The sequence below is a fragment of the Pseudaquabacterium pictum genome (genome assembly GCF_005403045.1).
Classification (GTDB): domain Bacteria; phylum Pseudomonadota; class Gammaproteobacteria; order Burkholderiales; family Burkholderiaceae_C; genus Pseudaquabacterium; species Pseudaquabacterium pictum.
On the sequence record NZ_BJCL01000008.1, the window covers coordinates 179,044 to 200,958 of the forward strand.

The following is a 21,915-nucleotide window of genomic DNA, read 5'->3' on the forward strand; positions in this document are numbered from 1 at the left end:
GCGGGGCTGGTCAGAGGGCTGGCATGGCCGTGCCAACATCGGCCCGGCGGCGAAACCCTGGAGTCTCGCCCAGCCGCGGCCCTGGGGACAACCCTGGTAACCCGGCATCCTGCCCCACCCTGTCCGTTCACCCACGCGCCCGGCTGGCGCCTGCTGCCATGACCACCTCCGCCCCCGTCCTGCTGATCACCGGTGCCAGCCGCGGCATCGGCGCCGCCACCGCCCGCCTGGCCGCTGCCCGCGGCTGGGACGTGGCCATCAACTACGCCCGCGATGCCGCCGCCGCCGAGGCCGTGGCCGCCGATGTGCGTGCCGCCGGCCGGCGCGCCATCACCGTGGCGGCCGATGTGGCCGACGAGGCCGCGGTGCTGGCGATGTTCAACCGCGTCGATGCCGAGCTCGGCCCGCTGGCCGGCCTGGTCAACAACGCCGGCATCGTGGCGATGAAGGCGCGGCTCGACGAGATGGACGTGGCCCGCTGGCAGCGCATGTGGGCCGTCAACCTGACCGGCAGCTTCCTGTGCGCCCGCGAGGCGGTGCGGCGCATGAGCACCCGCCACGGCGGCAGCGGCGGTGCCATCGTCAACCTGGGCAGCGTGGCCGCGCGCATCGGCTCGCCGGCGATGTATGTGGACTACGCCGCCAGCAAGGGTGCGGTCGACACCTTCACCATCGGCCTGGCGCAGGAACTCGCGGCCGAGGGCATCCGCGTCAACGCGGTGCGCCCCGGGATCATCGACACCGACATCCATGCCGACAGCGGCGACCGCCACCGGCCGCAGGCGGCGGCAGCGGTCATCCCGATGGGCCGGCCGGGCACGGCCGACGAGATTGCCGCGGCCGTGCTGTGGCTGCTGTCGGCCGAGGCCAGCTACACCACCGGCGCCATCGTGGATGTGGCGGGCGCGCGCTGACGCAGCGCAACCCGGCCGCAACACGGCGGCAAACCGCAGGCTTTGCAATGTGTCCCGCCGCCGGAGAGAGCGGCACATCCATGGATGAGGGAGCCTGCACGATGTTCGACGATCACCCCCACGGCCTGCGCGCCGACTGGCCGTTGCTGCAGCGGCACACCGATGTCCAGGCCCGCAGGCGCCGGCTGACGCTGCGGCTGCTGGGCGGTCTCGGCCTGGCCGGCAGCCTGCCGCTGCTGGGCTGCGGCGGTGGTGGCGACGATGCCGGCACCAGCATCACCGACACCACCAGCGGCGGTACGACCACCACCACCACCGGCAGCTGCAGCACCATCCCCGCCGAGACCGCCGGCCCCTACCCGGGCGACGGCACCAACAGCAACGGCAACGGCGTGGCCAATGCACTGCTGCTCAGCGGCATCGTGCGCAGCGACATCCGCAGCAGCATCGGCAGCGCCAGCGGCACCGCCGCCGGCGTGCCACTGACGATCACGCTGACGCTAGTGAACACCAGTGCCAGCTGCGCCGCGCTGGCCGGCCATGCGGTGTACCTGTGGCACTGCGATGCCAGCGGCGACTATTCGATGTACAGCAGCAGCGTGGTCCACCAGAACTACCTGCGCGGTGTGCAGGTCAGCGATGCCAACGGCCAGCTGCGCTTCACCACCATCGTGCCGGGCTGCTACAGCGGCCGCTGGCCGCACATCCACTTCGAGGTGTTCCGCACCCTGGCCGAGGCCACCAGCGGCAGCAACGACGTGCGCACCAGCCAGCTGGCGCTGCCGCAGGCGGTGTGCCAGGCGGTGTATGCCCAGTCGGGCTACAGCGGCAGCGCCGCCAACCTGGCCGCCATCAGCCTGGCCAGCGACAACATCTTCAGCGACGGCGTGTCACTGCAGATGGCCACGGTCACCGGCAGCGTGGCGACGGGCTATGCCGCCACCTTGCAGGTGGGCGTGGCTGGTTGAGTGGCCCGGGCCGCTTGGGGCTCGTTGCGGTCGCATGGTTTGAGCGATCGCGCCGGTTCGGGTGGGCCTGTTTTGCTCCATGTCCACCGTCCTACACGCCGCAAGCGGCGCATAGGACTCCTCCCCTACTTCCGCAAAACAGGCCCACCCGCCCCGACGCTCAACCACCACCGAGGTGTGCGCCGCATGCGGTGACCGTGGATGGACGAGGGCGTCGGGTGCCTGGCCGACGTAGGTAAAGAAGGGAGGGCCGAAGGCCCGGAATGACACGGAGTCGGCCAGGTACACGACGCCCTCGGCCTCGCGCCGAAGATGGCAAGTCGGCAACTTCCGCTACGAGCCCGAAGCAACCGACTCAGCAGCGCGGCCGGCCTCGGAGAAGTACCTCGCCACCGCCCGCCCGAGTTGCTGGCGTGGCACGCGCTGCAGCTGGCACAGCAGGCCGAACGGCACCTCGGCTGCGTGGCGCGTCTGCACGTCGCGCACGATGCGCAGCCACAGTTCGGCGGCCATCTCGGCATCGGCCAGGGCGCGGTGGGCGCGGCCGGTGGGGGTGATGCCGTGCCACTGGGCCAGCGTGCCCAGTCGGTGGTTCGGCGCCTCCGGGTACATGCGGCGTGACAGCAGCAGGGTGCAGGCGAACGGTGCCTGCTGCACCTCCTCGTCCACCCCGGCCAGCGCATGCTCGGCCTGCCAGAAGCCACGGTCGAAGCTGGCGTTGTGCGCCACCAGGGCACAGCCACGGGTGAAGTCGGCCACGGCGCGCATCACGTCGTCGGCCGGCGGCGCGCTGGCCAGCATGCGGTTGCTGATGCCGGTGAGCTGCTCGATGAACGGCGGCACCCACACACCGGTGTGCATCAGACTGGCATAGCGGTCGACGATGCGGCCGCCGCGCACCAGCACCACCGCGATCTCGGTGGCGCGGGCGCCCTGGCCGGGGCTCATGCCGGTGGTTTCGAAGTCGATCACCGCCACCGGGGTGTCGTCTGACTGCTGGTTTGCCATGCCGCATTGTCGGCGGGCGCCGCCGGCGGCCTGCCAGACAATGGCGCCATGCCCGGCACCACCCACCTGCTCTACCTGCACGGCTTCCGGTCGTCGCCGGCCTCGTTCAAGGCGCAGCGCATGGCCGCCTGGCTGGCCGCGCACCGGCCCGATGTCCACTGGTGGTGCCCGCAGCTGCCGCCCTCGCCGGCCGCCGCCTGGGCGCTGATCCAGCAGGGCACGGCCGCCTGGCCCGTGGCCGAGATGGTGGTGGTGGGCAGCTCGCTGGGCGGCTTCTACGCCACCGCGGTGGCCGAGGCCACCGGCTGCCCGGCGGTGCTGCTGAACCCGGCGGTGGACCCGGCACGCGACCTGGCCCGCCACATCGGCACCCAGACCCAGTTCCACGCGCCGGAGGAGACTTTCTTCTTCGACCCCGCCTTCATCGACGAACTGCGCGCCCTCACCGTGCCCGCCGTCACCCGGCCGCAACGCTATGCCGCCGTCATCGCCCAGGGCGACGAGGTGCTGAGCTGGCAGGAGATGACCGGCCGCTACCCCGGTGCCCACATCCGCCTGCTGCCCGGCAGCGACCATGCGCTGTCGGATTTCGACGACCACCTCCCCTTCGTGCTGGAGTTTCTGAAGCTATGCGACTGAAGAACAAGGTTTCCATCATCACCGGCGCCGCCCAGGGCATCGGCCTGGCCACGGCGCTGAAGTTCGCCGAGGAAGGCGCCACCGTCATCGTCTGCGACATGAAGCCCGCCGGCGTGGATGCCGCGCTGGCCATGGTGCGCGCCCGCGGCGCCCAGGCCCAGGGCTATGCGGTGAACGTGACCGACCGCGCCGCCATCGACGCCATGGTGGCCGCGGTGAAGGACCACTACGGCCACATCGACGTGCTGGTCAACAACGCCGGCATCACGAAAGACGCGCGCTTGCAGAAGATGACGCTGGAGCAGTTCGACGCGGTGATCGACGTCAACCTGCGCGGCGTGTTCCATGCCAGCCAGGCGGTGCTGCCCACCATGGTGGCGCAAGGCTCGGGCGTGATCCTCAACGCCAGCAGCGTGGTGGGCATCTACGGCAACTTCGGCCAGACCAACTATGCGGCCAGCAAGTTCGGCGTGATCGGCTTCACCAAGACCTGGAGCCGCGAACTGGGGCCCAAGGGCATCCGCGTCAACGCGGTGGCGCCGGGCTTCGTCGAGACGCCGATCCTCGCCACCATCCCCGACAAGGTGCTGCAGCAGATGCGCGAGCAGGTGCCGCTGCACCGCCTGGGCAAGCCGGAGGAGATCGCCAACGTCTATGCCTTCCTGGCCAGCGACGAGGCCAGCTACGTCAACGGCGCGGTGATCGAAGTGTCGGGCGGGATGACGGTGTGACGACGGCAACCGCCGGCGACAGCGCCCGCCGCGCCTGGGTGGCCGAGGCGCTGCGCCGCATCGAGGCCGATGCCCGCCGCTCCGCCGACACCCACCTGATCCCGCTGGCCCTGCCGGAGGCGCCGGGCGTCACGCTCTACCTGAAGGACGAATCCACCCACCCGTCGGGCAGCCTGAAGCACCGGCTGGCCCGCTCGCTGTTCCTCTACGGCCTGTGCAACGGGCTGATCGGGCCGGGCACCACCATCGTCGAGGCGTCGTCCGGGTCCACCGCCATCAGCGAGGCCCACTTCGCCAAGCTGCTGGGCCTGCCCTTCGTCGCCGTGGTGCCGCAGGGCACGGCCGCGCGCAAGCTGCAGGAGATCGCCTTCCACGGCGGCCAGTGCGTGGAGGTGCCGGCCGCCCGGGTGTATGCCGAGGCCGAGGCCATCGCCACCCAGCGCGGCGGCCACTACATGGACCAGTTCACCCATGCCGAGCGGGCGACGGATTGGCGCGGCAACAACAACATCGCCGAGAGCCTGTTCAACCAGCTGGCACTGGAGCCGCACCCGCTGCCGCGCTGGATCGTGGTGGGCGCGGGCACCGGCGGCACCAGCGCCACCATCGGCCGCTACATCCGCTACCGACGCGACGCCCTGGCCACCACCCGGCTGGCGGTGGTCGACCCCGAGCGCAGCGTGTTCTTCGACGCCTTCGTGCAGGGCCGGCGCGATGTCGTCAGCGCCGAGCGCGGCCGCATCGAGGGCATCGGCCGGCCGCGGGTGGAGCCCAGCTTCCTGCCGCCGGTGATCGACCGCATGCTGCGTGTGCCCGATGCGCTGAGCTTTGCCGCTGCGCTGGACCTGTCGCAGCGCCTGGGCCGGCGGGTGGGGCCGTCCACCGGCACCAACTTCGCCGGCGCGTTGCACCTGGCGCGGGAACTGGCAGCGCGTGGTGAAGCCGGCAGCATCGTCACCCTGCTCTGCGACGCCGGCGAACGCTACGACGACACCCTGTTCGCCCCCGGCTGGCTGGCCGCGCAGGGGCTGGACGGCGCGGCCGGCATCCGGGACAGCCACGGCGCCTGAGCCCGCCGCCCCGGGATGGGACAATCCCGGTGGTGAACTACGCCCTGTTTGATGACGCTGGCAAATTCCTCGCCGGCCGTGTGATGTCGGAAACCGATGCCTCGGTGCAAGTCGAGCTCGATTCCGGCAAGCGCGTGAAGGTGAAGACCGCCAACCTGCTGCTGCGCTTTGCCAAGCCCGAGCCGGCGGCGCTGCTGGCCGCTGCCCAGGCCCAGGCCGCCGACATCGACCTGGAGATGGCCTGGGAGTTTGCGCCGGAGGGTGAATTCGGCTTTGCCGACCTGGCGCGCGACTATTTCTCGGCCAGCGCCGGGCCCGAGCAGCAGGCGGCCATGCTGTTCCGGCTGTTCGAGGCGCCGCACTACTTCCGCCGCGCCGGCAAGGGCCAGTTCAAGAAGGCGCCGGAAGAGATCGTCAAGGCCGCGCTGCTGGCCATCGAGCGCCGGGCCCAGCAGGCCGCGATGATCGAGGCATGGGCCGCCGAGCTGGCCGCCGGCCGCTGCCCGGCCCCGGTCCGCGAGCAGCTGTACCGCATCCTGTTCAAGCCAGACAAGAACGGCCCCGAGTACAAGGCGGTGGTGGCCGCCACCCAGCGGGCGCAGAAGGCACCGCTGGACCTGCTGCTGGCAGCAGGCGCCATCGACAGCCCCTACCAGTTCCACTGGCGGCGCTTCCTGTTCGACAGCTTTCCCAAGGGCACCGGCTTCCCGGCGCTGGCCGCACCGGCCATCAAGGACGAGCTGCCGCTGGCGCCGGTGCAGGCCTTCTCGATCGACGATTCACAGACCACCGAGATCGACGACGCACTGTCGGTCAACGGCCTGGGCACGGGCGAGATCATCTTCGGCGTGCACATCGCCGCGCCGGCGCTGGCCATCGCGCCCGATTCGCCGATCGACAAGGTGGCGCGGGAGCGGCTGTCCACCGTCTACATGCCCGGCCGCAAGCTGACCATGCTGCCCGACGCCGTGGTGCAGGCCTACACGCTGATCGAGGGCCGCGATTGCCCGGCGGTGAGCGTGTACTTCCGCTTCGACGAAGCCACGCTGGCGCTCAACGGCGCCGAGACCCGCATCGAGCGGGTGCCGATCGCCGCCAACCTGCGCCATGACCAGCTCGACGAGGTGGTCACCGAATCGGCGCTGACCGGCGACTCGGTGGCCGCGTACCCGTTTGCCCCCGAGCTGGCCTTCTGCTTCCGCCTGGCGCGGCATCTGAAGGCCCAGCGCGAGGTGGTGCGCGGCAAGCCGGAGAACTTCAACCGGCCCGACTACAACTTCCGGCTGGATGGGAACGACGGCGAGCCCGACGGCGACGAGACGGTGCGCATCAGCGAGCGCAAGCGCGGTGCACCGCTGGACCTGATCGTCAGCGAGGCGATGATCCTGGCCAACTGCCACTGGGGCGGCTTCATCGCCGAGCACGGCGTGCCCGGCATCTACCGCAGCCAGGCCAGCATGGCGCCAGGCATCAAGGTGCGCATGGGCACCAAGCCGGCGCCGCATGCCGGCATGGGCGTGCCGCAGTACACCTGGGCCACCTCGCCGCTGCGCCGCTATGTCGACCTGGTGAACCAGTGGCAGATCATCGCCGCCGCCCGCCATGGCCGCACCGCCGCGCTGGTGGCGCCGTTCAAGCCCAAGGACGCGATGCTGTTCTCGGTGATCTCGCAGTTCGACGCCGCCTACACCGCCTACAACGACTTCCAGCGCGCCATCGAGCGCTTCTGGACGCTGCGCTGGCTGCAGCAGAACAGCATCGCCGAGCTGGACGGCGTGGCCCTGAAGGACGGCCTGGTGCGCGCCGACACCCTGCCGCTGGTCTTCAAGGCCCTGGGCTGCGAGGCGCTGCCGCGCAATGCCCATGTGCGGGTGCGCATCACCGGCATCGACCTGCTGACGCTGGACCTGCATGCCAACCTGGCCAGCCGGCTGGATGACGCGCCCGCCGCCCAAGCCGCCGACGAGGCCGGCGACGACGATGAGGCCGCTGCCGCCGCGCCGCTGGCGCTGGCCATCGACCTGGGCGATGCCCAGGCACCCGAGGGCGACACGCCCCCCGCCGTGCCGGCGGGCTGATCCACCCGCCACGCCGACCGGCCCTCCGCCATGCCCGGGCGACGCACCCGCAGCCGCATCACCACGCTGCATGCTGCCCTGGCGGTGTCGGTGTCGGTGCATGCGGCGCTGATCGGCTGGCGCTGGGCCGATCCGGCCAGTTTCGACCGGCTGTTCCGCGCCACGCCGCTGGAGGTGATCCTGGTCAATGCCCAATCCAGCGAGACGCCGCCGGAGGCCAAGGCCCTGGCCCAGGCGGCGCTGGCCGGCGGTGGCGACCAGGCCGAGGGCCGCGCCACCTCGCCGCTGCCGGCCATGCCGCAGGCCGAGATGGGCAATGCGCCCGACGAGGCCCGCAAGCGTGTCGACCAGCTGCAGGACCAGCAGCAGCAGTTGCTGGCGCAGATCCGCCGCGAGATGGCCCTGCTGCCACCGCCCGACCCGCGCCGCGACACCGGCACGCCGCAGGAACGCGAGCAGGAAGAACGCCGCCGCCAGTTGCTGAAGCTGCTGGCCGAGATCGAGAAGCGCATCAACGACGACAGCGCCGCCCCGCGCAAGCGCTATGTGAGCCCGGCCACCCGCGAGGTGGCCTATGCGCTGTACTACGACCGGCTGCGCCGCCGCATCGAGGAGCGCGGCACCCGCGACTTCCCCGAGGCGAACGGCCGCAAGCTCTACGGCGAGCTGACGATGAACATCACGGTCGACGCCGTCGGCCGCCTGATCGAGGCCGACATCGTGCGCGGCTCGGGCAATGCGCTGCTGGACCGGCGGGCGGTGGCCATCGTGCAGCGGGCGGCGCCGTTCGCCCGCTTCAATGCCGAGTTGCGCGAGCAGACCGACCAGATCGTCATCACCTCGCGTTTCCGCTTCACCCGCGACGAGGGGCTGGAAGCGACGATGGTGTCGAACCAGGCGCCCGGCGCCGAGGCTGCCGCTGCCGCGGCTCCACCGGCCGGCAACGCACAATCCAGGCCGCCATGAATCCTGCCAATCCCCCGCTGCCCGACCGCTATGCGGTGCTGGGCCACCCGGTGGCGCACAGCCAGTCGCCGTTCATCCATGCGGAATTCGCCCGCCAGACCGGCGAAGCCATCACCTATGGCCGCATCGAGAGCCCGCTGGACGCGTTCGAAGCCACGGTGCGCGCCTTCATCGCCAGCGCCGACGCGGAAGCCGGCCTGGGGCCGGCGCGGGGCTGCAACATCACCGTGCCGTTCAAGTTCCAGGTGCTGCCGCTGGCCAGCCGGGCGAGTGAGCGTGCGGTGCTGGCCCAGGCCGCCAACGTGCTGCGCTTCGACGCCGACGGCTGGTTCGCCGACAACACCGACGGCACCGGCCTGGTGCGCGACATCCAGCAGCATGCCGGCGTGCCGCTGGCCGGCCAGCGGGTGCTGCTGATCGGCGCGGGCGGCGCGGCAGCCGGCGTGCTGGGGCCGCTGATCGAGGCCGGCTGCGCGTCGGTCACCGTGGCCAACCGCACGCGGGACAAGGCGGTGCAGCTGGTGCAGCGCCACGCGGCCTGGGCCGACAGGCACGGCGTGGCGCTGGCAGCCACCGGGCTGGACGCTGCGGGCAGCGCCTTCGACGTGGTGCTCAACAGCAGCGCCAGCAGCCTGGCGGGCGCCGGCGTGCCGGTGTCGGCGGCGGTGCTGCGACCCGGCGCGCTGGCCATCGACCTGATGTACGGGCCCGCGGCCCAGCCCTTCCTGGACTGGGCCGAAGCCCACGGCGCCACTGCGCGCGACGGCCTGGGCATGCTGGTCGAGCAGGCGGCCGGCGCCTTCCAGCTGTGGCGTGGCGTCATGCCCGACACCCCGCCGGTGCTGGCGGCCCTGCGCGCCCGTCTGGCGGCCAAGGGCTGAGCATGGCGGGCAAGTCGCGGGGCCTGGGCGGCCACCTGCTGCGCGGGCTGGCCCTGGTGGCGGTGTGCACGCTGGCACTGCAGCTGTTCTTTCTGGCGCGCATCGCGCTGATGCTGGTGGTCGATCCGCAATCCACCACCTTCCAGCGCAGCGAGATCATCCGGCTGGCGGTGGAGAAGCACCAGGTCGCCTGGGCGCAGGACTGGGTGGACAACGACCGCATCGCCGCCCACCTGAAACGCGCGGTGATCGCCAGCGAGGACGCCGGCTTTGCCGAGCACAGCGGCGTGGAATGGGATGCGCTGGAAGCCGCCTGGGAGAAGAACCAGCGCGCCGAGGCCGCGGCCGAGCGCCGCAACGCCCAGCTGGCGAAGCGTGCCCCCCCGCCCGACAGCCCCGCGGCTGCCAAGCCGCGGCCGGCGGTGGTGCCCAAGATCGTCGGCGGCTCCACCATCAGCCAGCAGCTGGCCAAGAACCTGTTCCTGTCGGGTGAGCGCACGGTGCTGCGCAAGGCGCAGGAGTTCGTGCTCACCTTCATGCTCGAAGGCTTGCTGAGCAAGCAGCGCATCCTGGCCATCTACCTGAACAACGTGGAATGGGGCGAGGGCCTGTTCGGCGCCCAGGCGGCGGCGCGGCATTACTTCCGCGTCGATGCGGCGCAGCTGGGCCCGGGCCAGGCAGCGCGGCTGGCGGTGATGCTGCCGGCACCCAAGCGCTTCGAGAAGAACCCCGGCTCGGGCTACGTGGCAAGCCGCGCGGCCACCATCGCCGCGCGCATGGGTGGCGTCGACCTGCCCTGACCGCCTTGCCCTGACGCGCACCCAGGCCCGGCCCGCCGGGCACAATCCCGCCCATGCCAGCCGCCCTGACCGACGAGATCGCCGCTGCCGCCGCCCGGCTGGTGGTGGACGAAGGCATGGAATACGCCCAGGCCAAGCGCAAGGCGCTGCGCAGCCTGGGCCGCACCCACGCCCGGCAATCCGAGCTGCCCAGCAATGAGCAGGTGGAAGACCAGGTGCGCGAGCACATCGCGATCTTCTGCGCCGACACCCAGCCCGCCGAGCTGCAGGCGCTGCGCCGCTTGGCGCTGGTGTGGATGGAGCGGCTGGCCGAATTCCGGCCGCACCTGTCGGGCGCGGTGTGGCGCGGCACCGCCACCCGGTTGTCGGCCATCCACCTCGACCTGTACTGCGACGATGCCAAGTCGGCCGAACTGGCGCTGATCAACCACGGTGTCGACTACGACGTCGGCAGCCGGCCCGACCCCCGTGGCGGCCAGGTCGACATGCTCAGCATCGCCAGCCGCTGCGCCGAGCTGGGCGAGACGGTGACCCTGTTCCTCACGGTGCTGGACCACGACGACCTGCGCGGCGCGCTCAAGCCCGACGCCCGCGGCCGCAGCTGGCGCGGCGACGTTGCCGGGCTGCGCCGCCTGCTGGCCGAACCCGCCGAGGCGACGCCATGACCAGCTCCCGACGCCACCTGCTCGTCGGCGGCGTGGCCGTGGCCGCCGCGGCGGCCGGCGCCGGTGCCGCCTGGTGGCGCCAGCAGGCGGTGACTGCCACGGCGCCAGGCGCCGAGCCGGGCGACGCGGCCGCGCTGGCCGCCTTGTGGGCGTTGCGGCTGGAGCGGCCCGAGGGCGGCGAACTGGTGTTCGCCGGCCTGCGCGGCAAGCCGCTGCTGCTGAACTTCTGGGCCACCTGGTGCCCGCCCTGCGTGAAGGAAATGCCGGAGCTGGACCGCTTCCACCAGGCCTTCCAGTCCCGGGGCTGGCAGGTGGTGGGCCTGGCCATCGACGGGCCGACGCCGGTGCGGGCGTTCCTCGCCAAGGTCAAGGTGGGCTTCCCGATCGGCCTGGCCGGCCTGGCCGGTACCGAGCTGGTGCGCAGCCTGGGCAATGCCCAGGGCGCGCTGCCGTTCAGCGTGCTGATCGGCGCCAACGGCCAGGTGCTGCAGCGCAAGCGCGGCGAGACCACCTACGACGAGCTGGCCGGCTGGGCGAAGCAGGCCTGACAACACCGCCTCGGTCGGTTTTTGCGAAGTTCGGCGATCTCGCCGCCATCGCGGCAACATGACGTCGGCAACTGCCGGCATCTGCGTTATTCCACAGAAACCCGCAAGGGCACCCCAAAGCGCGCCCCAGGCCAGCAGCCTGTGACACAATTCGCGCTCTTTGACGGCTGTACGCGGCAGTAGCTGCCAACTTCCAAACCACTTTCTGCCCGATCCGGCCCGGCGCTGCCAACGATGGCACTGCCCGCCCCGCCCGTCTGTCAGGCACCGGCCACGGCCGCCGTGCCACCCCACCTGGAGTTCAACCCCATGGACTTGCGCAAGCTGAAGACACTGATCGACCTGGTGTCTGAATCGAACATCTCCGAACTGGAAATCACCGAAGCCGAAGGCAAGGTGCGCATCGTCAAGGCCGGCGCGCCCGGCGCGGCCGGCACGCCGATGATGATGATGGCACCCGCCCCGGCCGCCGCGCCGGTGGCCATGGCGCCCGCCGCTGCAGCGCCCGCCGCCGCACCGGCCGAGCCCGAGCAGACCGGCCACATCGTCAAGAGCCCGATGGTGGGCACCTTCTACCGCGCCAGCAGCCCCGGCGCCAAGCCGCTGGTCGACGTCGGCCAGTCGGTGAAGGAAGGCGAATCGATCTGCATCATCGAAGCCATGAAGATCATGAACGAGATCGAGGCCGACAAGACCGGCACCATCGTGCGGGTGCTGGCCGAGAACGGTGCCGCGGTCGAGTTCGGCCAGCCGCTGTTCGTCATCGAGTGACGGCGCGCGCTGGCGGCACCATGTTCAAGAAGATCCTCATTGCGAACCGGGGCGAGATCGCCCTGCGCATCCAGCGGGCCTGCCGCGAGATGGGCATCAAGTCGGTCGTGGTCTATTCCGAGGCCGACCGCGAGGCCAAGTACGTCAAGCTGGCCGACGAGGCGGTGTGCATCGGTCCGGCGCCGTCGGCGCAGAGCTACCTCAACATGCCGGCGATCATCGCCACCGCCGAGGTGACCGATGCCGAAGCCATCCACCCCGGCTACGGCTTCCTCAGCGAGAACGCCAACTTCGCCGAGCGGGTGGAGAAGAGCGGCTTCACCTTCATCGGCCCCACGCCCGAGTCCATCCGGCTGATGGGCGACAAGGTGTCGGCCAAGCAGGCCATGATCCGCTCGGGCGTGCCCTGCGTGCCCGGCAGCGAAGGCGCCCTGCCCGAGGACAACAAGGCCATCGTGCAGGCGGCCCGCGCCATCGGCTACCCGGTGATCATCAAGGCCACCGGCGGCGGCGGCGGCCGCGGCATGCGGGTGGTGCACACCGAGGCTGCCCTGCTGCATGCGGTGCAGACCACCCGCACCGAGGCCGGCGCGGCCTTCGGCAACCCGGGCGTGTACATGGAGAAATTCCTCCAGAACCCGCGCCATGTGGAGATCCAGATCCTGGCCGACGAGCACCGCAATGCGGTGTGGCTGGGCGAGCGCGACTGCTCCATGCAGCGCCGCCACCAGAAGATCATCGAGGAAGCACCGGCGCCGGGCATCCCGCGCCGGGTGATCGAGCGCATCGGCGACCGCTGCGCGGCCGCCTGCAAGAAGATCGGCTACCGCGGTGCCGGCACCTTCGAGTTCCTGTTCGAGAACGGCGAGTTCTATTTCATCGAGATGAACACCCGGGTGCAGGTGGAGCACCCGGTGACCGAGATGGTGACCGGCATCGACATCGTGCAGATGCAGATCCGCGTGGCCGCCGGCGAGAAGCTGCCGTTCACCCAGCGGCAGATCCAGATGCGCGGCCACGCCATCGAGTGCCGCATCAACGCCGAAGACGCGTACAAGTTCACCCCCAGCCCAGGCCGCATCAGCATGTGGCACCCGCCGGGCGGGCCGGGCGTGCGGGTGGACAGCCATGCCTACACCAACTACACCGTGCCGCCCAACTACGACTCGATGATCGGCAAGATCATCGTGCACGGCGACACCCGCGACCAGGCGTTGGCGCGCATGCGCACTGCGCTGTCGGAGACGGTGATCGAAGGCATCCAGACCAACATCCCGCTGCACCGCGAGCTGATGGTGGATGCCAAGTTCGTCGAGGGCGGCACCAGCATCCATTACCTGGAAGGCTGGCTGGAACGCAGGAAGCGCTGACATGCATGAATTGGTGCTGCGGCTGCCCGAGTCGCTGGTCGAAGCCGTCAGCGAGGCGCTGGTCGACGAATTGGACGCGCTGAGCGTGTCGGTGGCCGATGCCGATGCCGGCACGGCGGCCGAGCAGGCGCTGTTCGGCGAACCCGGCATGCCGGCGCCCAAGGAAGGCTGGCAGCGCTCGGACCTGACCGCGCTGTTCGAGACCGAGGCCGCCGCCACCGAGGCCGCCACCCTGCTGCGCGCCCAGGACTGGGCCACCAGCATGACGGTGCTGGCCCTGCGTGCTGTGGAAGACCAGGACTGGGTGCGGCTGACGCAGAGCCAGTTCGCACCGGTGGAGATCACGCCCAGCTTCTGGATCGTGCCCAGCTGGCACGAGGCGCCGCCGGCGGCGGAGAAGGTCATCCGCCTCGACCCCGGCCTGGCCTTCGGCACCGGCACCCACCCCACCACCCGCATGTGCCTGCGCTGGACGGCCCGGCAGGCCGCCACGCTGGCGCCGGGCTGGACGCGGGTGCTGGACTACGGCTGCGGCTCGGGCATCCTGGCCATCGGCGCCGCGCTGCACGGGGCCCAGGGCATCGATGCGGTCGACATCGATGCCGCCGCCGTCACCGCCACCGAGGCCAATGCCCAGGCCAATGGCGTGACGCTGACTGCCGGCCTGCCCGAGCGCGCCGGCGGCACCTACCCGCTGGTGCTGGCCAACATCCTGGCCACGCCGCTGAAGCTGCTGGCGCCGCTGCTGGCCGGCCATGTGGCGCCGGGCGGCCACCTGGTGCTGGCCGGCATCCTCGAGCGTCAGGCCGACGAGCTGAAGGCCGCCTACGCGCCCTGGCTGGCGCTGGACGTGGCCGACACCGAAGACGGCTGGATCCTGATGACGGCCCGCCGGCCGGCCTGAGGCCGACCGCGGCGCAGCCCTGGCATCATCACGCCGCCGATGCACCCCCAGCCACCCCTCCACGCATGAACCTGGCCACGCGTTGCCTGTCCTGCGGCACGGTGTTCCGTGTCGGCGAGGAGCAACTGCTGGCCTCCGACGGCTGGGTGCGCTGCGGCCGCTGCAACGGCGTGTTCAATGCCGCCGAGGTGCTGTTCGACATCGACACCGGCGCGCCGATGCGGCTGGACCTGCCGCCTGCCGCGCCACTGCCCGGCGGCGGCCCCGACACCACGGCGCCGCTGGCCGCCCCCACGCCGGACGCCCGGCCCGATCCGCGGTTCGAGCCCCAGTTCGAGCCGCCGCCGATGGCCGCCGACCTGCCCGAGGGCGTGCTGCTGCGCGCGCCCTCGCGCGAGACCGTCGACGAGCCCGACGAACCCATCATCATCACCGACCATGTGCCACCGCCGGCACCGGTGGCCGAGCCGGCACCGCAGGTCGATGACGGCCCCTCGCTCGCGCCGGCCCCTGCCCCGGTGGTGGCGGTGGCCGAGCCGATGCTGGCGGCGGCCAGCCCGGCCCTGGCGCCGGTGCAGGCCAGCCCGGTGCAGGCCGCGCCCAGCTTCCTGCGCCAGGCCGAGCGTGCGGCGGTCTGGCGCCAGCCCCTGGTGCGGCTGGGCCTGGCGGCCGGCGTGGTGGTGCTGGCGCTGGGCGTGTTGCTGCAGGCGGCCCTGCTGTGGCGCGACAGCCTGGCCGCCCACCTGCCGCCAAGCGCACCGGCGCTGCAGGCGCTGTGCAAGCTGGCCGGCTGCAGCGTGCAGCCGCTGCGGCGCATCGGCCAGCTGGCGGTGGAAAGCTCGGGCCTGAACCGGCTGGAAGGCTCGCCGCTCTACCGGCTGCAGCTGGTGCTGCGCAACCGGGCCGACACCGCGGTGATGGTGCCGGCGCTGGACCTGACCCTGACCGATCCGCAAGGCCAGCTGGTGGCCCGCCGCGTGCTGCCGTTGGCCGAGCTGGGCGTGGCCCAGACGTCGCTACAGCCCGGCCAGGAAATGCCGATCAAGGTGCTGATGTCCACCAGTGAGCGCCGCGTCGAAGGCTACACGCTGGAACTCTTCTATCCCTGAGGGCAACTGCTGCCCGCAGCCCCCCGCTCACTCCAACCTGCCGCCACTGAGGCCGCCCCACCACCATGTCCGTCCTGATCTGCGGCTCGCTCGCCTTCGACACCATCACCAACTTCCCCGGCCGCTTTGCCCAGCAGATCATGCCGGACAAGGTGCACATGCTGAACGTCAGCTTCCTGGTGCCGACGATGCGGCGCGAGTACGGCGGCTGCGCCGGCAACATCGCCTACAGCCTGCACCTGCTGGGTGGCCAGCCGCTGGTGATGGCCGCGCTGGGCAACGATGGTGGCGACTACCTCCAGCGCCTGCAGGACTGGGGCCTGGACACCTCGCAGGTGCTGCGCGCCGGTGACACCTACACCGCGCAGTGCATGATCATCACCGACGAGGACAACAACCAGATCACCGCCTTCCACCCCGGCGCCATGCAGCTGGCCCACAACACCGTGGTGCCCGCCGACCGCGGCGACATCCAGCTGGCCATCATCGCGCCCGACGGCCGCGACGCGATGCTCAGCCATGCCGCCCAGCTGGCGGCAGCCAAGATCCCGTTCGTCTTCGACCCCGGCCAGGGCCTGCCGATGTTCAACGGCGACGAGCTGCGCAACTTCGTCGCCCAGGCCACCTGGGTGGCGGTGAACGACTACGAGGCGGCGATGCTGTGCGAGCGCATGGGCACCACGCTGGAGGCGCTGTCGCAGACGCCCAACCTGCAGGGCCTGATCGTGACGCTGGGCGCCGAGGGCTGCGACCTGTGGATCCACGGCCAGCGCACCCATGTGCCGGGCGTGAAGGCCGATGCCGTGGTCGATCCCACCGGCTGTGGCGATGCCTTCCGCGCTGCCCTGCTACATGGCCTGAGCCTGGGCTGGCCGCTGGCGCGCTGCGTGGCCCTGGGCAACCAGGTGGGCGCCATCAAGATCGCCCAGCGCGGCGGCCAGAACCACACGATTCCGGCCGCGCTGATCGCCGCCGCCTGAGCCTGGTCAGGCCGCCTTGGCGGCCTTCGCCTTGCGCACCAGACCGTCGATGGCCAGCACGTAGCCGTCGATGCCGAAGCCGACCACGATGCCGGCGGCCGCCGGCGAGATGTAGCTGTGGTGGCGGAAGGCCTCGCGGGCGTGCACATTGCTGATGTGCACCTCGATCACCGGCACGCCGCTGCCCTTGATGGCATCGTGCAGGGCCACGCTGGTGTGGGTGTAGGCACCGGCATTGAAGACGATGCCGGCCAGCGCGCCGGCGCGGTGCTGCACGCCGGCGGCGTGGATCCAGTCGAGCAGCACGCCCTCGTGGTTGCTCTGCCGGCAGTCGGCCTCGGCGCCGCGCTCGGTGGCGGCGGCGCGGCACAGCGCCTCCACATCGGCCAGCGTGGTGTGGCCGTAGACCGCCGGCTCGCGGGTGCCCAGCAGGTTGAGGTTGGGCCCGTTGAGCACCAGGATCTTCAGCGTCGTATTCATGATGGGGTGGCGGCCTTCAGCCGCATGCGGTTGGGCAATGGTACCGAGCGGCGCAGCACCTCCTCGCCCAGCCAGCGGGCCGAGGCGCGGGCGCGCTGGGCCACCATCGGCAGCGGCATCTGCTGGTAGTCGTCGTTGAAGACCTCGAAGCTGTAGTCGCCGCGGTAGCCCAGCGCCGCCAGCCGAAGCACCAGATCCGCCACCTGGGTGCTGTGCACCCCCTCGCCGGGGAAGACGCGGAAGGTGCGCGCGGTGCTGATGCGCTCTTCCACCGTGCGGGTCTCCTGCCACATGAAGTCCGACAGCTGCACCAGGAAGATCTTGCGCACGTCCAGCGCGTCCAGCCCGTCCAGCGGCGTGTTGGTGGCAAAGGCATGGAAGCTGTCGATGCCGATGCCCAGGTTGGGCGCATCGGCGCGGCAGATCACGTCCCAGGCGGTGGTGTATTCGTTGATCGTGCGGCCCCAGCTCAGGCCCTCGTAGGCGATTTGGATGCCCATCGGCACGGCCAGCATGGCCAGCTTGCGCAGGTCGCGCGCAATGGCGTCCAGGTCCTGCGTGGCGTGCTGGCTGGTGCTGCTGCAGGCCAGCAGCAGCGGTGCGCCCAGCGCATGGGCCATCTCCAGCATGGCCTTGGCGATGTCGACCTTGTAGGCATGCAGGTGGCCAGACAGGCCTTCAAAATCCCGCAGCACCTGGAAGCCGGTCACGCGCAGGCCGCTGGCCTTGACGGCGCGCACCGCCGCATCCACCCCGCCGGCATGGCCGACGATGTCGTTGGCCTTCAGCATCACCTGGCTGAAGCCGGCATCGCGCATGGCCTGCAGCTTGTTCTCCAGGCTGCCGGCCAGTGTGATCGTGTCCATGCCGAAGTCGTCGATGGCGCCGGTGGTCTGCGTCATGGCTCAGCCCCGGTTCTGCACCAGCTCGAACATCACGCCGCCCAGCCAGGGGGTTGTCAGCGCGCCGCGCTGCGCCACCTGCAGGCCGGCGGCATCGACGAAGTCCACGCCGCGCTGGCGCAGCGCAGCCACCGCCGCCGGCACATCGGGCGTGCCCAGGCCCATGCGCTGCAGGCATTCGGCGCCGTCGCCCTCGGCCAGGCCGGCGTCGGGCTCGATCAGCTGCAGGTAGAAGCTGCGGCAGGGGCTGCGCAGGATGCGGCCCTTGGGCAGGATGCCGAAGCGCTGGCCGGCGGGCAGTTCGTCGAAGCCGAACAGCTCGCGGTAGAAGGCGGTCCAGTCGTCCAGCCGGTCGCTGCCGATGTACTGCACGATGCCGAACCAGTGCAGCCCGGCCAGCGCCGGCGGCTGCCGGTCCACCGTGGGGATGGGCACGAAGTCCACGTCCCAGATGGAGAAATCCTTGTACCGGTCGACGAAGTACAGCCGGCTGGCGCCCACGCCGTGGATGGCCGGGATGTTCAGCTCCATCACCGCCACCTGGGTGGGCACGGCCCAGGCGCCGCGGTCCAGCGCACGCTGGTAGGCGGCGGCGGCATCGCGCACCCGCAGGGCGATGGCGGTGATGGTCGGCACCTCGGTGGGTGCGTGGTGCGTCGGCCGGTCGGCGGTGTGGGCGTTGATGACCACGTTCATGCCGCCCTGGCGGTACAGCAGCACCTCGCGCGAGCGGTGGCGCGCCACCGGGCGGAAGCCCATCATCTCCAGCACCTGGCCCAGGGCCTGGGGCCGGCTGGTGGCGTATTCGATGAACTCGATGCCGTCCAGCCCCAGCGGGTTGGGCAGCGCACCGATGGCTTCGCGGTCGCGCAGGGTGTCAGCGGTCATGGTGCAGGTCCGTTGAAAGCTCAGTCGCTGCCGCGGGCAGCGACCATGTCGAGGAAGTGGGCGCGCATGCGGGCTTCGTCGGCCGCGCGCCCGGTGAACAGCTCGAACGCGCCCACCGCCTGGCCCACGGCCATGCCGCCACCGTCGCTGACCGGGCAGCCGGCGGCGCGGGCGGCCTGCAGCAGCGCCGTCTCCAGCGGGAAGTAGACGACCTCGGCCACCCACAGGCCGGGCCGCAGCAACGCCGCATCCAGCGGCAGGCCGGGCAGCTTGGCCATGCCGGTGGGCGTGGCGTGGACCAGGCCGGTGGCGCCGGGCACCACGGCAGCGGCCTCGGTGCCGGCGCTCACCCGGCCGGCGCCGTACAGCGCGTTCAGGCTGTCGGCCAGGGCCTGGGCGCGGGCGCCGTCGGTGTCCACCAGCATCAGCCGGCTGGCCCCCAGGCCCAGCACCGCATGGGCGATGGCCGAGCCGGCGCCGCCGGTGCCCAGCAGCACCACCCGCGACAGGTCGGCATCGGGCAGCGCGCGGGTGAAGCCCCAGGCCCAGCCGCTGCCATCGGTGTTGTGGCCGATGGCCTGGCCGCCATGGAAGACCACGGTGTTGACCGCGCCCATGGCCCGCGCCTCGTCCGACAGGCCATCGAGCAGCGGAATCACCGCCTGCTTGCAAGGGTAGGTGATGTTCAGCCCGGCATAACCCATGACCTTGGCGGCCTGGATCAGCCCGGGTAGCGCGTCCACGCCCACGCCGGCCTGGTCCAGGTCGATCAGCTGGTAGTGCGCGCGCAGGCCCTGGGCCGCGGCTTCGGCCTCCTGCATGGCCGGGGTCAGGGACCGTTGGATCCCCGAACCGATCAGGCCGAGCAGCAGCTTGGATGGCGTGGCGGGCACCGTCAGACTCACTTGCGCAGCTTGGCGAGCTCGGCCTGCACCTCGGCCACCGTGGCCTGGATGGCGGCGCCATGCTTGGCCACCACCGGCTCCAGCTTGGCGCGCAGCTTGGCCTGCTCGGCGGGGCTGAACTCGGTCACCGCCATGCCGGCCTTCTTCAGCTCCTGCAGGTCGTCGGCCGACTTGTCGCGGTTGACCTTGCGCTGGAAGGCGCTGGTTTCCTTGGCGGCGTCCTGCAGGATCTTCTGGTCGGCCGGGGTCAGCGTGTCCCAGACCTTCTTGCTGAAGATGATGGACTGCGGGTTGTACTGGTGGTTGGTCACCGCCAGGTTCTTCTGCACCTCGAAGAACTTGTTGGCCAGGATCACCGACAGCGGGTTCTCCTGCCCGTCGATGGCCTTCTGCTCCAGGCCGGCATACACCTCGGGGAAGGCCATCGGCGTCGGGTTGGCGCCCAGGGCCTTCACCCAGTCGATGTTGATGGCGTTCGGGATCACGCGCAGCTTCAGGCCGGCGATGTCCTCGACCGTGTTGATCGGCTTCCTGCTGTTGGTGATGTTGCGGAAGCCCAGCTCCACATAGGCCAGCCCGATGATGCCCTTCTCGGCCAGCTTGGCATGCAGCTTCTGGCCCACCGGGCCGTCGACCACCGCATCGGCCTCCTTGGCGCTGGCGAACAGGAAGGGGAAGTCGAAGACCTCGAAGTCCTTGACCTGGCTGGCCAGGATGCCCGAGTTGAGCTGCACGAACTCGATGGTGCCGCCCTGCAGCGCCGAGACATTGGCCGCATCACCGCCCAGCGTGCCGCCTGCGAAGACGTTGACCTTCATCTTGCCGCCGCTCTTGGCGGCCACCAGCTCGGCGAACTTCTGCGCGCCGATCTCCAGCGGATGGCCCTTGGGGTTCTGCAGCGCGAACTTGAAGCTGCGCTCCTGGGCCTGGGCGGCGCCGGTGGCGGCCAGGGTGGCAACGGCGATGGCGGCCAGGACGGCACGGCGGGCAAAGCGGATCATGGGTTGTCTCCTTGTTGAACGGGGCAGTGCGGGGATCGGTGGGAGGTCAGCCGGCGAACCATTTCGCGGGCACGGTGACGATGGCGGGGAAGAACACCATCAGGAACATCACGATGAACTGCGCGGTCATGAACGGCAGCACGCCGCGGGTGACCTCGTCCATCTTCATCTTGCCCACGCCGGCCACCACGTTGAGCACGGTGCCCACCGGCGGGGTGATCAGGCCGATGGCGTTGTTCATGATGAACAGCACGCCGAAGTACACCGGGTCGATGCCCGCGGCCTTGACCACCGGCATCAGCACCGGGGTGAGGATCAGGATGGTCGGCGTCATGTCCATCGCCGTGCCCACGGCGATGACCAGCAGCATGATGGCCAGCAGCAGCAGCGTGGGGTTGTCCATCAGCGGCTCGAGCAGGCTGATCATCTTGCTGGGGATGTCGGCCACGGTGATCAGCCAGGCGCTGACCATGGCCGCAGCCACCAGGAACATGATCACCGCGGTGGTCTTGGCGGCGTTGATGAAGACCGCAGGCAGCTTGTCGAGCTTCAGTTCGCGGTAGACGAACAGCGACACCGCCAGCGCATACACCGCCGCCACCACCGCCGCCTCGGTGGGCGTGAACACGCCCATCTTCAGGCCTAGCACCACGATCACCGGCAGGCCCAGGGCCCAGGTCGATTCCTTCAGCGCCTGCAGTCGGTCGGCCGTGCTGGCCTTGGGCGGCGGGGTGATGTTCTCGCGCTTGGACACGAAGTACCAGGCCACCGCGATGCTCAGGCCCATCAGCAGGCCGGGCACGATGCCGGCGAGAAACAGCTTGCCGATCGACACGTTGGCCGCCACGCCGAAGATCACGAAGCCGATCGACGGCGGGATCACCGGCGCGATGATGCCGGCGCTGGCGATCAGGCCGCCGGCCGTGGCCTTGTCGTGGCCGGCTTTCACCATCATCGGCAGCAGCAGGGCCGCCAGGGCCGCGGTGTCGGCCACCGCCGAGCCCGACAGCGCCGCCAGCATGCAGGCCGCGACGATGGCGACGAAGCCCAGACCGCCACGGTGGTGGCCCACCAGCGTGAGCGCCAGGTTGACGATGCGCCGGCTCAGGCCGCCGACGTTCATGATCTCGCCGGCCAGCATGAAGAAGGGCACGGCCAGCAGCGGGAAGCTGTCGGCGCCGTTGATCACGTTCTGCGCCAGGATCTGCGCGTCGTACAGATCGAGGTGCCACATCAGCGCCACACCCGACAGCAGCAGCGCATAGGCGATGGGCACGCCGATGGCCATGGCCGCCAGCAGCGAGCCGAGGAAGATGAAGACGGTCATGCGCGGGCTC

23 protein-coding genes are annotated in these 21,915 nt (G+C 70.8%); 16 read left to right on the forward strand and 7 right to left on the reverse strand.

Going from position 1 to position 21,915, the window contains the following annotated elements; genetic code table 11:
• Positions 1–158: 158 nt before the first annotated feature.
• Positions 159–914 (forward strand): SDR family oxidoreductase, encoded by a 756-nt coding sequence (locus FFT10_RS16435; protein ID WP_137733924.1) that lies wholly within the window; start codon positions 159–161, stop codon positions 912–914.
• Positions 915–1,015: 101 nt separating this feature from the next.
• A complete protein-coding gene (locus tag FFT10_RS16440; RefSeq protein WP_137733925.1) occupies positions 1,016–1,882 on the forward strand; it encodes an intradiol ring-cleavage dioxygenase in 867 nt (288 codons plus the stop codon).
• A gap of 333 nt (positions 1,883–2,215) precedes the next feature.
• Here FFT10_RS16440 and FFT10_RS16445 read toward each other — a convergent pair whose 3' ends face one another.
• Positions 2,216–2,890 (reverse strand): 3'-5' exonuclease, encoded by a 675-nt coding sequence (locus tag FFT10_RS16445; RefSeq protein WP_137733926.1) that lies wholly within the window; start codon positions 2,888–2,890, stop codon positions 2,216–2,218.
• Between the two features lie 48 nt (positions 2,891–2,938).
• Here FFT10_RS16445 and FFT10_RS16450 point away from each other — a divergent pair, with 48 nt between their 5' ends.
• The 14 genes from FFT10_RS16450 (at position 2,939) to FFT10_RS16515 (ending at position 16,402) form a co-directional block, all read left to right on the forward strand.
• Positions 2,939–3,529 (forward strand): YqiA/YcfP family alpha/beta fold hydrolase, encoded by a 591-nt coding sequence (locus FFT10_RS16450; protein WP_137733927.1) that lies wholly within the window; start codon positions 2,939–2,941, stop codon positions 3,527–3,529.
• On the forward strand, positions 3,520–4,260 hold the full coding sequence (fabG, locus tag FFT10_RS16455; RefSeq protein WP_137733928.1) for a 3-oxoacyl-[acyl-carrier-protein] reductase: 741 nt from the start codon (positions 3,520–3,522) through the stop codon (positions 4,258–4,260). The genes FFT10_RS16450 and fabG overlap by 10 nt, the downstream gene beginning before the upstream one ends.
• Positions 4,257–5,330, forward strand: coding sequence for a PLP-dependent cysteine synthase family protein (locus tag FFT10_RS16460; RefSeq protein WP_137733929.1), 1,074 nt, complete (start codon positions 4,257–4,259; stop codon positions 5,328–5,330). The genes fabG and FFT10_RS16460 overlap by 4 nt, the downstream gene beginning before the upstream one ends.
• 83 nt (positions 5,331–5,413) lie before the next feature.
• Positions 5,414–7,408 carry a ribonuclease catalytic domain-containing protein gene (locus FFT10_RS16465; protein ID WP_137734023.1) on the forward strand — a complete coding sequence of 665 codons (1,995 nt, stop codon included), beginning with the start codon at positions 5,414–5,416 and terminating at the stop codon, positions 7,406–7,408.
• A 30-nt stretch (positions 7,409–7,438) separates the two neighbouring features.
• On the forward strand, positions 7,439–8,374 hold the full coding sequence (locus tag FFT10_RS16470) for an energy transducer TonB family protein (RefSeq protein WP_137733930.1): 936 nt from the start codon (positions 7,439–7,441) through the stop codon (positions 8,372–8,374).
• Positions 8,371–9,255 (forward strand): shikimate dehydrogenase, encoded by an 885-nt coding sequence (gene aroE / locus FFT10_RS16475; RefSeq protein ID WP_137733931.1) that lies wholly within the window; start codon positions 8,371–8,373, stop codon positions 9,253–9,255. The genes FFT10_RS16470 and aroE overlap by 4 nt, the downstream gene beginning before the upstream one ends.
• Positions 9,256–9,257: 2 nt before the next feature.
• Complete coding sequence (locus FFT10_RS16480; protein WP_137733932.1) at positions 9,258–10,055, forward strand: transglycosylase domain-containing protein; 798 nt, start codon at positions 9,258–9,260, stop codon at positions 10,053–10,055.
• Positions 10,056–10,108: 53 nt separating this feature from the next.
• Positions 10,109–10,720, forward strand: a complete 612-nt coding sequence (locus FFT10_RS16485; protein WP_137733933.1) for a hypothetical protein — start codon at positions 10,109–10,111, stop codon at positions 10,718–10,720.
• The gene (locus FFT10_RS16490; RefSeq protein ID WP_137733934.1) at positions 10,717–11,268 is read left to right on the forward strand and encodes a TlpA disulfide reductase family protein; all 552 of its coding nucleotides are present in this window, start codon (positions 10,717–10,719) and stop codon (positions 11,266–11,268) included. Before FFT10_RS16485 ends, FFT10_RS16490 begins: the two co-directional genes overlap by 4 nt.
• 309 nt (positions 11,269–11,577) lie before the next feature.
• On the forward strand, positions 11,578–12,039 hold the full coding sequence (gene accB, locus FFT10_RS16495; protein ID WP_137733935.1) for an acetyl-CoA carboxylase biotin carboxyl carrier protein: 462 nt from the start codon (positions 11,578–11,580) through the stop codon (positions 12,037–12,039).
• Positions 12,040–12,059: 20 nt separating this feature from the next.
• Positions 12,060–13,409 (forward strand): acetyl-CoA carboxylase biotin carboxylase subunit, encoded by a 1,350-nt coding sequence (gene accC / locus FFT10_RS16500; protein ID WP_137733936.1) that lies wholly within the window; start codon positions 12,060–12,062, stop codon positions 13,407–13,409.
• Between the two features lies 1 nt (position 13,410).
• Positions 13,411–14,313, forward strand: a complete 903-nt coding sequence (gene prmA, locus FFT10_RS16505) for a 50S ribosomal protein L11 methyltransferase (RefSeq protein ID WP_137733937.1) — start codon at positions 13,411–13,413, stop codon at positions 14,311–14,313.
• Positions 14,314–14,378: 65 nt separating this feature from the next.
• Positions 14,379–15,422 carry a zinc-ribbon and DUF3426 domain-containing protein gene (locus tag FFT10_RS16510; protein ID WP_137733938.1) on the forward strand — a complete coding sequence of 348 codons (1,044 nt, stop codon included), beginning with the start codon at positions 14,379–14,381 and terminating at the stop codon, positions 15,420–15,422.
• A gap of 65 nt (positions 15,423–15,487) precedes the next feature.
• A complete protein-coding gene (locus FFT10_RS16515) occupies positions 15,488–16,402 on the forward strand; it encodes a carbohydrate kinase family protein (protein ID WP_137733939.1) in 915 nt (304 codons plus the stop codon).
• 6 nt (positions 16,403–16,408) lie between these two features.
• Here FFT10_RS16515 and aroQ read toward each other — a convergent pair whose 3' ends face one another.
• The 6 genes from aroQ to FFT10_RS16545 are packed head-to-tail and all read right to left on the reverse strand — an operon-like array spanning position 16,409 to position 21,905.
• Entirely contained in the window at positions 16,409–16,882 is a 474-nt protein-coding gene (gene aroQ, locus FFT10_RS16520) for a type II 3-dehydroquinate dehydratase (RefSeq protein ID WP_137733940.1), read from the reverse strand.
• A complete protein-coding gene (locus tag FFT10_RS16525; RefSeq protein WP_137733941.1) occupies positions 16,879–17,784 on the reverse strand; it encodes a sugar phosphate isomerase/epimerase family protein in 906 nt (301 codons plus the stop codon). Before FFT10_RS16525 ends, aroQ begins: the two co-directional genes overlap by 4 nt.
• Before the next feature lie 3 nt (positions 17,785–17,787).
• A complete protein-coding gene (locus tag FFT10_RS16530) occupies positions 17,788–18,672 on the reverse strand; it encodes a 4-hydroxyphenylpyruvate dioxygenase (protein ID WP_137733942.1) in 885 nt (294 codons plus the stop codon).
• 20 nt (positions 18,673–18,692) lie between these two features.
• A complete protein-coding gene (locus tag FFT10_RS16535; protein ID WP_137734024.1) occupies positions 18,693–19,565 on the reverse strand; it encodes a shikimate dehydrogenase in 873 nt (290 codons plus the stop codon).
• A gap of 8 nt (positions 19,566–19,573) precedes the next feature.
• A complete protein-coding gene (locus FFT10_RS16540) occupies positions 19,574–20,578 on the reverse strand; it encodes a TRAP transporter substrate-binding protein (RefSeq protein WP_137733943.1) in 1,005 nt (334 codons plus the stop codon).
• A 46-nt stretch (positions 20,579–20,624) separates the two neighbouring features.
• Positions 20,625–21,905: a TRAP transporter large permease subunit gene (locus tag FFT10_RS16545; protein WP_137733944.1), complete on the reverse strand. Its 1,281-nt coding sequence runs from the start codon at positions 21,903–21,905 to the stop codon at positions 20,625–20,627.
• Positions 21,906–21,915 lie beyond the last annotated feature (10 nt).